The organism is Vibrio sp. E14 (assembly GCF_020515785.1).
GTDB classification, from domain to species: domain Bacteria; phylum Pseudomonadota; class Gammaproteobacteria; order Enterobacterales; family Vibrionaceae; genus Vibrio; species Vibrio diabolicus.
Window position 1 is genome coordinate 119,894 of record NZ_JAHPJI010000006.1, and the last position, 14,817, is coordinate 134,710.

At 45.4% G+C, this 14,817-nt stretch carries 12 protein-coding genes; 4 read left to right on the forward strand and 8 right to left on the reverse strand.

The genetic code is table 11. The annotated features are described in order from the left end of the window. Nucleotides 1–373: 373 nt before the first annotated feature. A complete protein-coding gene (locus LIX84_RS16895; RefSeq protein ID WP_145474226.1) occupies nt 374–889 on the forward strand; it encodes a GNAT family N-acetyltransferase in 516 nt (171 codons plus the stop codon). A 147-nt stretch (nt 890–1,036) separates the two neighbouring features. Here the strand turns inward: LIX84_RS16895 and rplY are convergent, their stop codons facing one another. From rplY to LIX84_RS16920, 5 genes are all read right to left on the reverse strand, one after another. Beyond that, the gene (gene rplY, locus LIX84_RS16900; protein WP_047008623.1) at nt 1,037–1,315 is read right to left on the reverse strand and encodes a 50S ribosomal protein L25; all 279 of its coding nucleotides are present in this window, start codon (nt 1,313–1,315) and stop codon (nt 1,037–1,039) included. A gap of 284 nt (nt 1,316–1,599) precedes the next feature. Beyond that, on the reverse strand, nt 1,600–2,949 hold the full coding sequence (locus LIX84_RS16905) for an ATP-binding protein (RefSeq protein WP_226421802.1): 1,350 nt from the start codon (nt 2,947–2,949) through the stop codon (nt 1,600–1,602). Further along, a complete protein-coding gene (locus LIX84_RS16910; RefSeq protein ID WP_005378073.1) occupies nt 2,939–3,598 on the reverse strand; it encodes a response regulator transcription factor in 660 nt (219 codons plus the stop codon). The genes LIX84_RS16905 and LIX84_RS16910 overlap by 11 nt, the downstream gene beginning before the upstream one ends. A 76-nt stretch (nt 3,599–3,674) precedes the next feature. Continuing rightward, complete coding sequence (locus LIX84_RS16915; RefSeq protein WP_012841930.1) at nt 3,675–4,100, reverse strand: PepSY domain-containing protein; 426 nt, start codon at nt 4,098–4,100, stop codon at nt 3,675–3,677. A gap of 95 nt (nt 4,101–4,195) precedes the next feature. After that, entirely contained in the window at nt 4,196–5,947 is a 1,752-nt protein-coding gene (locus LIX84_RS16920) for a DEAD/DEAH box helicase (RefSeq protein ID WP_226421803.1), read from the reverse strand. 121 nt (nt 5,948–6,068) lie between these two features. Here LIX84_RS16920 and rsuA point away from each other — a divergent pair, with 121 nt between their 5' ends. The 3 genes from rsuA to LIX84_RS16935 all read left to right on the forward strand — a co-directional run bounded on the left by rsuA (nt 6,069) and on the right by LIX84_RS16935 (nt 9,068). Then, nucleotides 6,069–6,770: a 16S rRNA pseudouridine(516) synthase RsuA gene (gene rsuA / locus LIX84_RS16925; RefSeq protein ID WP_226421804.1), complete on the forward strand. Its 702-nt coding sequence runs from the start codon at nt 6,069–6,071 to the stop codon at nt 6,768–6,770. 436 nt (nt 6,771–7,206) lie between these two features. After that, a complete protein-coding gene (locus tag LIX84_RS16930) occupies nt 7,207–8,409 on the forward strand; it encodes a Bcr/CflA family multidrug efflux MFS transporter (RefSeq protein ID WP_226421805.1) in 1,203 nt (400 codons plus the stop codon). Next, nucleotides 8,409–9,068 carry a DUF2913 family protein gene (locus LIX84_RS16935; RefSeq protein ID WP_005393239.1) on the forward strand — a complete coding sequence of 220 codons (660 nt, stop codon included), beginning with the start codon at nt 8,409–8,411 and terminating at the stop codon, nt 9,066–9,068. Before LIX84_RS16930 ends, LIX84_RS16935 begins: the two co-directional genes overlap by 1 nt. Nucleotides 9,069–9,154: 86 nt before the next feature. On the opposite strand, the gene LIX84_RS16940 is transcribed toward LIX84_RS16935, so the two are convergent. The 3 genes from LIX84_RS16940 to LIX84_RS16950 are packed head-to-tail and all read right to left on the reverse strand — an operon-like array spanning nt 9,155 to nt 14,445. Further along, complete coding sequence (locus LIX84_RS16940; protein WP_226421806.1) at nt 9,155–11,137, reverse strand: MtrB/PioB family decaheme-associated outer membrane protein; 1,983 nt, start codon at nt 11,135–11,137, stop codon at nt 9,155–9,157. A gap of 9 nt (nt 11,138–11,146) precedes the next feature. Next, on the reverse strand, nt 11,147–12,127 hold the full coding sequence (locus LIX84_RS16945) for a DmsE family decaheme c-type cytochrome (RefSeq protein WP_025604768.1): 981 nt from the start codon (nt 12,125–12,127) through the stop codon (nt 11,147–11,149). A gap of 53 nt (nt 12,128–12,180) precedes the next feature. Continuing rightward, complete coding sequence (locus LIX84_RS16950; RefSeq protein WP_226421807.1) at nt 12,181–14,445, reverse strand: OmcA/MtrC family decaheme c-type cytochrome; 2,265 nt, start codon at nt 14,443–14,445, stop codon at nt 12,181–12,183. Nucleotides 14,446–14,817 lie beyond the last annotated feature (372 nt).

Consider the following 14,817-nt stretch of genomic DNA (forward strand, 5'->3'; position numbering starts at 1 on the left):
CCAAACTCGTTTGATCTTGGCTTACTCTGTTTAATACAACCAGAAAGGGTATTTCTCTCTGTACTATAATTGCGACCGTTTAGAAATCTTATGCCTTAGATATCGTTTATTTATTCTTATTCGATACCTTACCGTGTTTATCCCGCTTTCGATACCCGGATGTTAAAACAAATAGATTCAATCTAATGAGCGAAAGTGAAACGTAAATAACGAGGCGTTTTCTTCGGATATTACGATGTGCACTATCATTGAATTAATGAAAATGAAATGGAGTAATGTAAAGCGTTGCATCTGTGGCTGCTCGCTTTGAGCTTCGATCTAAAGAGTAGGGTTGAAAGAATTTGTAAGTGGTGAATTTTAAGAAAGGATAGTAATGAGATACACAGTAAGGAACGCAGTCAGAGAGGAAGCAACTCAAATCGCCAAGATACATGTTGATTCGTGGCAGGTAGCATACAAAGGGTTAATGCCACAGAGCTACATCGATCAGTTTACGATTGAGCGCCGAGAAAGGATGTGGACGCAAGTCATGACTGAGCAACTGGCCCAATTGATCGTCGTTGAGAGACAAGGGGAAATCGTCGGCTTTTTAAGTTACGAACTACCTAACCACACCTGTGAAGATAAAACGGCGTGGGTAACATGTTGCTATGTCTCTCCTTTGCATTATGGGCAAGGGGCAGGGAGTGCATTGTTAGATGAACTAGAAACGCGTCTACTCTCTACGCCCGTTATGCAGATAAGCCTGAAAGCACTGGATACCAATAAACAGGGGCTTAACTTCTACAAGAAGTGTGGTTTTGTACGTACTGGAGAGGAAGAGACGGAAATCATAGACCGTATGACGCTGACGGATCTCACTTTAGTGAAGTACGTTGCCCGTTCATAAATCAATTGTTATATGCCACATATAGTAAAACCCCGGAGGTGGTAAGACTCCGGGGTTTTGAAATTTTTTAGATGTCTCGGTTGGTAAGTCCGATTATCTTTAATGCAAAAGGTTTGGATTTAATCCGATTAATTCCTTGGTAGGGAATTAGATACGGATGAAGTCCATGTGTTCAACTTTTGGCTTGAACGCGTGACGTTGAACGTCTTGTGGCTTAACTTTAACTTCTTTGCCATCGATAACTAGAACTAGGCCTTCGTAGAATTCAGGCTTGTCCATTTGGTTTACGATCTCGTCGTGGTTAAGAACGATAGCTACTGCTGCTTCTTCACCGCCGTATACAACTGCAGGGAATTTGCCAGCGTGACGTAGGCGGCGGCTCGCACCTTTACCTAGTTCAGTACGTACTACTGCTTCGAATTTCATAGTATTTACTCTCAAATTAGTAAAAATCAAATGTTCACAATCAACAATGCGACCTTGTTGTTCGTGGTAAAGCTTGAAACAGGAACTGTTCAAGCGAGCGCGGATACTATCATTCCACTTATAAATGGGCAACCCAAATCGTATCCAAATCAACAAAAAGGTATGATTTGGCTAGGTGTAAGGCTATCCCTTTTAACGCTTTGCTTGGATTTTGTTCACATCGGCTTCATTTTCATCGGTTTACTAATCATGGTCCGAAGAACAAAGTTTATGCGTTATATGCTTTATGTTCGGCTGAGGTGTAAGACTAAAGATGCTTTTAAGCCACCTAAAGCGCTCGCTTCCAGTGTTAATTGACCTCGGTAACTGTGTGCCATTTCACTGACTATATTTAGACCAAGACCTGAACCAGGGGTTGCTTCATCCAATCTAACACCTCTCTTGATTACTTGACTCAGTTTCTCTTTAGGGATACCTGGTCCGTCATCTTCAATGATGATGTGTATGTTGTCTTTATCCTGAGAGGAGTGCACACGAATCATGTTGTTGGCCCACTTATAGGCATTTTCAAGCAAGTTACCCAGCATTTCGTCGAGATCGGTCTGCTCTACCGCTACATTCAGCTCTGAATCAAGTTCATTAATTAAGGAGATATCTCGGCTCGCATACACTTTATCAAACGCCATTGAGATAGCATCCACACGCTCTGCTGGGTTCGATTTCACTGATAAAATATTCATAGACCCCGCCATGCGGGCACGGCCCAGATGGTAATCGATATGATCTTGTATTTGATTGATCGGAGTACGCAGACGGGATTGCGTATCAGGTTCTAACGTCTGTACTTCATTTTTTAGGACAGAAAGGGGGGTTTTTAGCGCGTGTGAAAGATTGCCTGCATGATTCCTAGCTCGTTCTAACAATTCCTGATGATGGAAAAGCAGAGCGTTGAGGTCGAAGATAAGAGGAGAAATCTCTTTCGGATAGGTTTCTTCTAGACTCTTTTTGTTACCAGACTTCAGCTCGGCCAACTCTTTTTGTAACTTTGTAAGCGGACTCAATGACCATGCAATTTGCAGCAAAATGACGGCAAGAACCCCTGCGAATAATAAGCCTAAAATAAGCCAGAGCTGCCCGATTAGCGTTTGCAGGGTGCTTTTGATAGGCTCTTCGTCAATACCAATAATGATATGGATAGGCCCATCGTAATCTGGTAAGTACAGAGCTTTTTCGATGGTAATCAGCCTTTCGCCTCTCGCGCCGTAAGCATCGTTATCCAGACCTTTATATTCGATTTTTTTGTCCCACAAAGAACGAGAACGCTCGAGACTCGTCTCGGTAGAGGCACTCCAATATAAACCACTGTAAGGTCGGTTAAATCGAGGGTCTGAGAGCAGAGCAGCGAGTGAGAGGTGCCCAGTCTCATCGACTTCTAACTGAGCGGCGATTTCATCCATAAAAATGCTCAGCTGTGAGCGAGTGTCGTCAACCATATAGTTGTACACTTGGGTCGGTATCGTCACACCAGCTGCGAGGATCATTGCCGTCAACCAAACGATCGCCGCTAAAACGAGGCGACTTTTGATACTCAGTCGTTTTATTGCGTTCAACGGTAGCCTGTTCTTATTCGGCATTTAATTGGTATCCCAACCCTCGGACAGTTTTTATGATCTTTGGCGCGATTTTTTTGCGAATTCGGCCGATAAAAACTTCGATTGTGTTGGAGTCACGATCAAAGTCTTGTTTGTAAATGTGCTCGACGAGTTCGGTGCGAGAAATTACTTTTTCTGGGTTATGCATAAAGTAAGCGACCACTTTATACTCCAGCGCCGTTAAGCTTACTGCTTGCCCTTGCCACATGACTTTAGAAGTGCGCGTATCCAAGCTCAAGTCGCCAATTTGCATCACAGGAGAGGCGTTACCTGATGCTCTTCGTAGTTGTGCGCGAATACGAGCGATAAGCTCAACCATTTCAAACGGCTTAGTTAGGTAATCGTCTGCACCTGCGTTTAGACCTTCAACTCTCTGCGTTAGGGTATCGCGAGCACTCAGGATAACGACAGGGGTATTGATGTTTTCATCACGAATGCCTTTTAGCACGGTGAGGCCATCCAATTTCGGCAGTCCTAGATCAAGAACAATAGCGTCCCATTCTTCCGATGTCGCGCGATACAGAGCGTCTATGCCATCTTGAGATAATTCTGGTACCCAGCCGGTACTTTCTAATGTTTCGATGATTTGCTCGCCTAAACGAGGGTCATCTTCAACGACAAGTATTTTCATATTGGTGATTCTTATTATGTTTGGAGTGTTATCGAAGTAAGCTACGCATTGCGTCGGGATTACGCATTAGACCAGTTTAGTTGTTTTGTGGCTTTAACGCTTTGTTAAAGCTGCGACCTTTGATCTCAAGCATTTCCAGCGTGGCGGCGTCATACTCAACTTTCAGGACGCTATTGTTGTACAGGATTTTCAATTCATACACCCAAGCATCATCATCTTCTTCAAGCTCAACCTTGATGATACGGCCGTATAGGTCGTTTTCTACTGCGGCGTAAAGGTCCGAAAATGGTCGTATATATCCTTGTTGAACCGCGCGATAGACCTCATCTTGATCTTCATCGAATTCAATACGTGTTCCAGGCTTTTCGACATCTTGCACGATGGCGTGACCATTTTGTGATGCATAGTAGTCGTCATGCTTGGCGAAACTTGGTGCACACATCAATGTCGTGATAAGGCCGAAAAGTAACGCAGAATGTTGAGAAGTCGTTGCTTTATACATAGTCAAACCTTTTCTAGAACGTTAGCCGCAGTATATCGGATATAGATGAACAGAGAGTGAATCATCGAGTTCAGTTTTACTAAATGTTGCAGACGTTATTTCAACTCGTCTTCAAAAATTTTGTCTCGCAATTTCCAAAAGCGACCGGATTTCCTTGCAATAACAAACTGAGGTAAACGGAAACGATGTTGATTGGCAACAACACGTGTCGGTGAAGCCTCTTCAAAAGGGCGATGCTTGTCTGCCAAGTGAGGGCGCACAAATTGGTCTTTAAACGTTTGTTTTTGTTTTTTGGTACTCAATGACCAAAACTCATGAACTAACGCATTGCCTTCGCCTTGGTATGGTTCGCCAGAATACGTCACCTTGAGTTGAGATTTACCGTCACTGGACTTGAATACTGACAGGTCCATTTCTGTGCATTCAAAGATTAATGCATCTTTCAGATTAAGGGCTTCTTTTAATTTTTTATCTGGATCAACAAGCGTTGCGTCACACTCATGACAAATGCGCGCAGCGATATCGTTGTCGGCACCACATTCACCACAGTATTTGGCACGAAAACGGTATCCACAGTGTTCACGCTCGCCTGTGTCTTCATCTTCAAAGTAACCTTGGCAACGTCTGCCAAAGTGTTCAACCAAGAAACCGTTACTATCCAATTTACCCCAGAAGTTGTTATTGAATCCGCAAGCCGGGCAGGGAATCGTGATAATTTCACTGTCAGAGTCTGGTTTGGGATCACCGACTTCAGGTTGGTATAAATCGTAACTGTTACCTGCATAATCAAGTACTAAGCATTCTGATTTTCTGTCTGATAAGCGTAATCCTCGCCCTACAATCTGCTGGTATAGACTGACTGACTCTGTTGGTCGCAAAATCGCGATTAAATCGACATGCGGCGCATCAAACCCGGTAGTCAGTACCGAAACATTGACCAAATATTTTATTTGACGATTCTTGAACGCTTGGATGATCGCGTCACGTTCCGGCGTAGGTGTATCACCAATGACGATTTCAGTTTCTCCTTCTGGCAGTAAACTGTGGATCTCTTGTGCGTGTCGGACAGTCGCGGCGAAGATCATGACACCTTGACGTTCTCTCGCATATTGCATGATTTGCTCAACAATTTGCGGAGTCGCACGTTTGGCTTTATCGATCACCATGTCCATTTCTGCTTCTTTGTAGCGTCCGGTGTTTGCGGGTTTCAGTTGCGAGAAGTCGTAAGACAAAACGGGCGCGTCCATAATGCGGGCTGGAGTGAGGAAGTTTTCGTCGAGCAAGTAACGGATCGGCAGTTCGAAAATACAATCGCGGAAGAATCGCGGCTCTTCGGTGCGTACTTGACCTCGGGTATGGTACTGATAAATCCAGCCCATTCCTAAACGATAGGGCGTTGCAGTTAGTCCCAGCACCTTAATGCCTGGGTTGAGCTCCCGAAGGTGCGTAATCACTTTTTGATAGCTGCTGTTTTTATCGTCTGGCACACGATGGCACTCATCAATAACGAGCAGAGAAAACTGGTTTTTGAACGAATCTAAGTTACGTACGACCGATTGAACTGAAGCAAACACGACTTGCTGATCAGTTTCTTTTCGTCCTAATCCCGCTGAGAAGATGGAACCTTTTAAACCATAACCTTCATACTTCGCGTGGTTTTGCTCGACCAGCTCTTTTACGTGGGCAAGGACTAACACTCGTCCTTTCGCAAGGCGAGCAAGCTCTGCGATCACCAAGCTTTTTCCGGCACCAGTAGGCAGTACGATCACTGCTGGTGTCGAGTGTTTACGAAAGTAGTGAATGACGGCTTTAACCGAGTCGGCTTGATAAGGGCGAAGTGTGTACATGAAAATATGTGAAATTGCTCAACTATTCGAACGAGGAACGCTATAATACCTGACTTTTATACCCAAGTGACCTTTAAACCGAGATTTGGAGGTTACTTGGGTATAATTCAATGAGGTATTCATGCGTTTAGATAAATATTTGTGTGACGCTCTGGGTGCAACACGCAAACAGGCAACAAAGATCATCAAAAGTGGTGACATCACCGTTGACGGTGAGGTTCAAAAAAGTGGTGCATTTAAAGTACCTGAAGGTGCGGAAGTAATGTGGGAAGAGCGTGTTATTGGTGCTCCTGGCCCTCGCTACATTATGTTGTACAAGCCTGCTGACTTTGTTTGTTCACATGAAGATGGCTACAACCAAACTGCATTCGCATTGCTCGATGAGCCTAAAATTGAAAACCTTCACTTTGCAGGCCGATTAGACGTAGACACAACCGGTTTGGTGTTGATTACGGATGATGGTAAGTGGTCTCACCGTATTACCTCACCTAAGCATAAGTGTGAGAAAACGTACCGTGTTTGGCTTGTCGATGCGATTCAGCCTGATTACGCGGAAAAGCTCGAACAAGGCATCATTTTGCGCAATGAATCAGAAGCAACATTACCTGCTCGTTTGGAGATCGTGAACGAGGCCGAGAATGAAGTATTGTTAACTATTGTGGAAGGTAAGTATCACCAAGTGAAACGCATGTTTGCGGCGTTAGGAAATAAAGTTGAGTACTTACATCGTGAGCGTATTGGTTCGATTGAACTCGATGAGGCACTAGAACCTGGCGATTATCGCTACCTCACGCCGGAAGAAATTGATTCTATTTGGAATTAATTATCGGCATGGGAAATTCTTTAGTTCCCAATTGGAACTAGTTTTTTGGTAGGAATTGGCTCAAAATTAATTTTCCTACCAAAATTAGTGCCTAGACGATTCCGGTGTGCTTACTCATCTCAGTGATATGCCTTTGCATTTAGCTGAGCCATGCATACTCTTATTGCAAAGCCTTCGGCTGTGGTGAATAAATGGTGGAATCAATTCCATCATTTTTATTGCATTGTGTTTATTTCCCATAAACACACTTCGCTTTCACACGCTTTTCTATGTCGAGTTCGTCAAGGTCACACCTTGGTACATATTTGCCCTTATGATTCTCGAACGTTGATAGAACAGGCCTTTGGCTTCTAGATATCAGCGATATGAGAACCGTCCGTTATTTTCACTTTGTTCTGCAAGTATTGACGAAAGGGCTCCAACAAGAGGTAAAAGAATGACAGAAAAAGCGCAAAGCGCTCCGCAATCCCAAATCAGTTTTCTATTGTTTCTTGTATTAGGAGCGATTGGTGCTTTGACGCCTTTGGCGATCGACATGTATTTGCCTGCAATGCCAACCATCGCGAAGGATTTGGGTGTTGCGCCTGGCGCGGTTCAGATTACGTTGACGGCTTATACGGCAGGTTTTGCGATTGGCCAGTTAATTCATGGGCCGCTTGCCGATAGTTTTGGCCGTAGACCTGTACTGATTTTGGGTGTGCTTTTCTTTGGATTAGCGGCGGTAGTGAGTGCGACCACAAACGGCATTGATGCATTGACTTATGTGCGAACAGCGCAAGGCTTTGCTGGCGCGGCAGCGGCGGTCATTATCCAAGCCGTCGTGCGTGACATGTTTGACCGTGAAGACTTTGCCCGTGCAATGTCTTTCGTCACCTTAGTGATCACCATGGCACCCTTGGTCGCGCCTATGATAGGCGGTCATCTAGCAATTTGGTTTGGTTGGCGTTCTATTTTTTGGGTATTAGCCATTTTCGCTGTGGTGGTAATTCTACTGGTACTTTGGAAAATTCCAGAGACGCTGAAACCAGAAAATCGTCAGCCGCTTCGTTTTCGCACTACGATGAGAAACTACGTCAGATTATGCTCCAACCCTGAAGCGATAGGTTTGATGCTTTCTGGAGCGTTTTCATTTTCCGGAATGTTTGCATTCCTGACTGCGGGTTCGTTTGTTTACATTGATTTATATGGTGTTCGACCAGACCACTTTGGTTATTTATTTGGTTTGAACATTGTTGCGATGATCATCATGACCAGTATTAATGGTCGCTTGGTGAAGAAAGTTGGCTCTCATGCCATGCTTCGTTTTGGGTTGTTCGTGCAACTTTTGGCGGGGATTGGTTTATTCGTAAGTTGGTTAATGGACTTCGGATTATGGGGCATCGTACCTTTTGTTGTGCTGTTTATCGGTACATTGTCGACGATAGGTAGTAACGCGATGGCGCTGCTTTTAAGTGGCTACCCATCAATGGCGGGTACAGCTTCGTCTCTGGCGGGGACGTTAAGATTCGGTATCGGCTCATTGGTTGGCGCGCTGGTGGCATCACTACCAGGTAATGTGGCGTGGCCGATGATCATTGTGATGTTTGCTTGTTCTGTGCTTTCAGCACTGTTTTATTGGACTTTAGGAAGAAAGGCGTAATGTCGAATTACACCAAAGAAATTCAAAACTTAGTTAACTCAGCACTTGAAGAGTTAGATCAAGAGCATCGCTCAGGTAAGTTAGCCAATGCCCCTGTTGCGAATAACCATTATTTAGTGCGCTGGGTTACCAAAGCACTTAAATCTCAGCGTTTCGGTCGAGCCGTAGGCGATGACTTAACACGTTGGCAAAAAGCGGGTCGTTCAAAGGGTAATGACGCTGGTTTGTTGTTTATCTTCAAGCGTATTTCCGCTTTTTACGCTCAGTTTTTTCCTGAAGATGAAGATTCAAAAGTGATCAAAGACTCTGACGTCGAAGCATTTTTAGATGTGATGGAGCAAGCAGGTTGGGAAGTTTCTACCTCTGAACAATTGGTTGGTTGTGGCAAAATCCAAATCTTCACGGAAGGTCAAAACTCTTTGGCGCTATGTGCAGATCAATGCGAAAGCTGCTTCGACGGCGAGCTGCTCGTCAAACCAATGAGCTGGTTTGTGCGTGGCAACCATGCTGAGTTTGTTGAGAAAGCAGCGCAAGCGGGCTTTATGGTGCATAAAGTGACGGACTACAAATCGATGGTGAAATACCACGGCGAGTACCTTATCTTCCCTGCAAACGAGGGTAACCAATTGGCTGAGATTCCTTTGAGCTTCCAAGCTTAATCAACTTCTCACAGCAGTAGAATTGAAATACGAAAGCATCAGGCGCTTGAAACGTCTGATGCTTTTTTTGTTACGTCACACTGTGCTTAAAAGCGATATTTCCAATAGACGCCGCCATACAGACCTTCATAGCTTTGCAAAACGTCGCCCATCGTTTCGGTTTCGTTGTTAAACAAGTAATCCTCTTCTGAGTAGTCTTCATAACGAAGGTTAAGCTGCACGTTTTGATTTTCAGATACTTCATAGTCAGCGATGACTTCAAATCGATACGAGTTCGCCTCGTTATCAGGATATTGGTAACCACCAGATGTGGTTGAAGATTTACTGTCCGCTTGGCTGTAGCTGTAATCAAATGAGATAGAAAGTTTGTCGTCCAGCAGTCGCTCTTTACTCACACCAAAACCAATGGTTGTGATGTCATCTTTGAGCTTGGTGGTGTAGCGATTCCAGCCGACAACGTCAGAGTTTGCTTGTTGTTGCTCGGAGCGGATGATCTGTTGATTGTAAAATACATGCCCGCTTAATCCGTCGAGTAAATTGAAGTTGAGGCTGAGGTCGTAGCCGTAATCTTCCCCTTCGCTTAAACCAATATCGGGTTTTGCATAGTCATCATTTCCGTACCAAAGTTCTGCAAGTAGCTGGACATCGTCTGTCATGTCATAACTGCCGTCGCCACGGAGCTCAATCCTCTCTTTGTCGGCTAAATAGTATTGGCGCAAATTAGGCGAGTCGCTGCTGTCGTCCTGCCAATCAGAGCCATTGCGGAAAGAGTAGGAGACTTTACCGCCTAATTGCCACGGTCTATTTGGTCGGTACTGGGCCCCAACAAAAACGCGTTGTTCATCGGTACGTTTCCTATCAGCATAACTTCGCTCATCTTGTCTAAAATGGTAACCCGTATTCACTTTTACATCAGAAGTAACACGATACTTGAGTGTTGCTTCCAGTTTGGTTTTGGTGTGGTCGTATTTTTCTCTCGTCGCTCCGATGATGGTGTTTCTATCGGAGTTATCGTCTTTATCTGAATAGTCCGCAGAAATGGCGAAAGCAGTGTCTCGCGAAAGTTTGTTGTGGTAATCCGCGCTCATTTGCCAAGTGTTAGTTTCGCCATGGAATGTATTGGAGTTAACGGGGGACTGCGGGAATGGATTTAACCCGCCTTCAGAAGACGTCTGTGACCAAAGTAAGCGGCCACTGAACGTTTGTTGATTCAACCGATAATTCCCCGTGACAGCAAATTGGTGAAAGTCGTTGTCAGGCTCATACGCAAGGTGGTTGGCGTAAGGGTTAGTAACACCGCCGTAATAGAGTGCGGACTTGTCATTGCGGAAAAACGAGCCGCGATACGCAATATCCACCAGCCACAAATCTTCAATGTAGCTTACTCCTACTTGAGTATTTAAGGTTTCATGATCGACGGCTTTGGGTATGAATCCCGGCGCGTTGGCGTAACCCGGAATGGTCGATGAATAGAGCGAAGTTGTGCCTTCTTTACGTTCGTGCTTCATGGATGCATATGGCTTCCATGGCGTATGTGGTGTGTACTTGAGTTCTAGCTTAAATGTCTCTCGCGTCACTAAGTTTTCATATTTCGATAGGTCACCACTAACGAGTGCATCTTCTCTTGGATGATACGCACTGAGTGAGGACTGATTCCAGAAATAAGGAGTTTCACTGTAACTGCCGAGGACACGTAATCCGTCGTACTGGCCCATTTCCCACTGCAGTAAGAAGCGTTGCAAACCAAGATCTTCGACGACGATTCGATTGTAGAACCCGTCGTCTTCATATTGTTCGATATCGGCGTTTAGGCTCGCGTTAAAGTGTTTGTTGTCAGAGTTTGTACCGTAAACGGGCGGATTCCAATTATAGAATCGAGAGGAACCGTCGTTGTTAAGGTAACCGACGCCCGCGCTGACTTCTCCACTCCATGTGCCGTCGCTGCTGCATTCACTGCACTGCCAGCGGCTAGTGTCGGCTGGTTGAGAACGTTGTAACGAATAATCGTTGGCGTGCGCTTGCACAGCAAAAGCAAGGGAAATAGCGATGCACAGTTGAGATAGTTTCATGCCTCCCTCCTAATAACTTAATGTTTGACCACGTGGGTGGTTAGAGCCATGCACTTGATTGTGGCAGTTCAAACAACTTCCGCCTCGCACTCTCAAGTCGTTTTCAGGAATGGCTACGTTTGCATGTGGCACACGGTGACATTCCTGACATAGCATTGGCAGTCGTTTATTGAGCAGGGCTTTGTTCACTGAACCATGAGGTGTGTGGCAGGATGTGCAATCTTCAGTTACAGGCTCATGCTCCCATAAGAATGGGCCGCGTTTTTCTGCATGACACTCGTAACAAGCGTTATTGACGGTTGACCAGTTCAGGCTTGCTTCATTTAATGTCTGATGTGGATTGTGGCAGCTAGAACAAGTCATGACGCCGTCGATAATAGGATGACGACTGCGTTTGTGGATATCCGATTTGGTGCGGGAGTGACAATCGGTGCATTTGTCTGCTTGCATTTCGGCAACCATCATCGGATCGTCTTTTTGATGCAGTTGGTGACAGCTTGCACAAGACAGCCCTTCAAAAGCGTGCTCGCTACTATGCCAAGTCGAGCGTTTCGCATCTTGGTGACAAGATAAACACACGCTGTTTTGCTTTTCGGCTGGAACAGGGGAGTTTGGCCCAAAAGTGATCATCGGCTCGCGAACTTGTCCTTTTCGCGGGTTGCGCTCGTGATTGTTTGCTGGGCCATGGCATGCTTCACACTGTTTATCATTCATTGGCCCATGCAGGTTTGCGGACTTGCCATGAATGTTGTCGAAAATACCCGTTGCAGGTTTATCTGATGTATCGTCATGGCAACGAAGGCAGCCATCTGGCCCGCGGCGTGAATATTTCCCCTCGGAAAACTTGGTGTCTAATATGGTTTCCATTTCTTCTTGAGTTAACGTCGCCGCTTCGGGTTCTGGCTTGGCGACATCTTCCGAACTGACGGTGAAGATGACGCCTAACCCAAGTATCCCAGCTACCAACCACCGCAGAAACATTGCTTTCATAGCTCTTCCTTTTCTTATCCTTAGTTGTCAAAGCATTGTGTTCAATGACGAATTCAACGGTAGTCGTATACCTTGTGAACCTTATCTACCCCTTGGGACTGACCAATAGCATGGCAAGTCGCACATTGTTCGGAGCCCGTTGCTTGTACTGCTGTGTCTGCTCCAAATACCGCGCCGTGATTCAGCATATGGTTCAGAGGCGCATCTCCTGCCACGGTATCCGGGTCAGCATTAGCTAAAGATGACTCTAAGTGACACGCGCCACAGGCGACTAATGCAGGACTAAAGTATTTACCACTCGCAAGAGAAGGGCGCGTATTTTGTTGGCTAGGTAAGTTGTATTGAGCATTGGTATGGCAGGCCTCACAGTTGTTGACTGCGCCAGGGAAAGGCGCTTCACCGCTATGAGCGGAGCCAAAGGCATGGAATGAGTGCACGTGGTACTTTAGATCAGCCGCCATTCCAGGATAAAACGCAGAACGTTCTGAGTTATGGCAATTTTTACATTGTTGGAAGTCGGTGGCAGCATGTGGATGCTCACCGAGCTTATGGATAGTCAGCTCTTTGTGACAATCGTTACACGATGAAATGTCCGCGCCCACTGGCAGTTTGTGTTGCTTGTTGATACCAGACACATCAAACGAGCCAGATGCGTTATTGGCGGCAATGACGAAAGGCGATTTGATAAGATCGATGCCTTCAAACGTGACGCATTCGGCGAGCTCGCCATCTCTACGGTTGGCACAAAGTGGCATGTCGGCGATGTTAACCGTCAACGTAGAGTTGGAGGTTGGCTTAATCGCAGCGTCAGTGAAGTCTTTATGACACAAGAATAGGCCTTCTCCTTGAGCCTCACAGCCGTCACCAAGTGCGCCATCATCGGCGACGTTGAGACTGTTGTTTGCGACTATCGGGCCTTGGCCGTTATCCCAGTTCAGCAACAAATTGAGGTGCCCATGTTCATTAATGAAAGGGGTCAGTTCGTTGATAGAGCCAATACCTGAGCCCGCTTTCGACACTCTTAGTTCAACCTCAAACTGGTCATCAATAAATCGCGCGCTTTCAACGTTGATTTCGAGCGAATCACGTGCCTTTGCAAGATTCTCTAAACGCATTACGTGAACCGTTTTAGCACTTCGGCTTGCGTCTTGACCGATGATTGGATCGCCATTGTCATCTCGGTCATAAGGCCGGTGACAGCCCGAGCAGGAGTTTTGTGGCTCGCCGTTTCTTACCCAAACCGTACCGACTTGGTTATCATGCGCACCTCTGTCTCGGTACAAGTGACAGGTCTCACAGGCAACTTGGCTTGGGTGTTCAAACCAATTGTTGGCGTCTGATGCTTTCGCGACATCGGTTGAATGGCAGGTTGTACAGTTGCGGGCATCTTGCGGGAAAGGGTTGCCTTCAATGACTAAACCATTGATGTCGGTAACGAGCATGTCATTGTCGTCGACCGGCTGTTTGTAAGTATTGGTGTTATTTCTGTCGCTACCTAATTTGAAAACATTACCGTGGTATTGATGAACAACGGCAGCGAGAGGGCGTCTGGCTGGCGCAGCGCTAGGATTACTGTCATTGTGGCAAGCGGTACAAACGGCAATGTTGTTATCAATTGAGCGATAGCCCGGTCCATGATGAAGCGGTTCACCCATATGACAGTTTTCACAGGTGCCTGTTTCAATCACATTGCGGGAGACAGCCGTATCTGAACTTTCTTGCGGCACCCATTCAAACACGTAGGTAAAACCGTTGCCTTGCTCGCCATACGCCATGACGATTCGGTGGAGTTTATCCGCATCCCAAGCGATAAAACCGTTGTTGCTAGAAGAGTCGGCAGTATAAGGATCGGACACTTTTAAAACGTCAGGAATGGCAAACGTGTAGCGATACCCTTCGTCTGTTTTTACTAGTGTTCCATCCCAAACACTCTCCATGCTGGCACGGTTATTTACGGTATTACTTGAGTGATGGAAACTCTTCCAATAAGTGTTGCCATGGCGCCCATTGAAGGCAAAGGCTGGATCGCTCGAGTTTTGTGTATCGACACGAGAGGGCATTGCTTTGAGAAGTGCGATGCGAAAATCTCTCGTTTCGTCTAGCTCATGAGGTCTGCCACTGCCGTCTTTGACGGTAAAATTGACCACCAGTTTGGTTTCCCCGGTTTCTTGAGTGACCAATGATGGCTCGGAAACACTGATCTCGAAATCACCAACTGCAGGTGGCGGTGTATTCTGATCGTTTTTGCTGTCTGGACCACATCCGGTGAGCAGTAAAATAAAAAATATTAATGTAGCGATCGACTTTAAACCGTTCATAGTCCCTCTCGATTCGTCCTAAAGTAAGTGGGAATGCATAGGAATGGTTGAATATTTCAATAAACGATTGATTGAAATATTAATTTTATATTCAAGCCAAAAGAAAAATATCCATATTTACATCACTTGAATAAATCGAAATACATGGCTTGTAAGAGTATAGACGCAATATTAAATATTATTAAAATAAACCGCTATTTTTATGTGTGAATTTTTGGATTTAAATTATTGTCATTTCAAATCAATTGTTTGGGTTGGTTTTTTCTGTGATTGAAGAGGTCGGTGCAGAAAAGTTAAGGGTGTTGAACTACGCTACTTTAAATAGTTGACGGCTTAATATTTTTATCTTGGATATCGTTGGTTTTAAGTCGC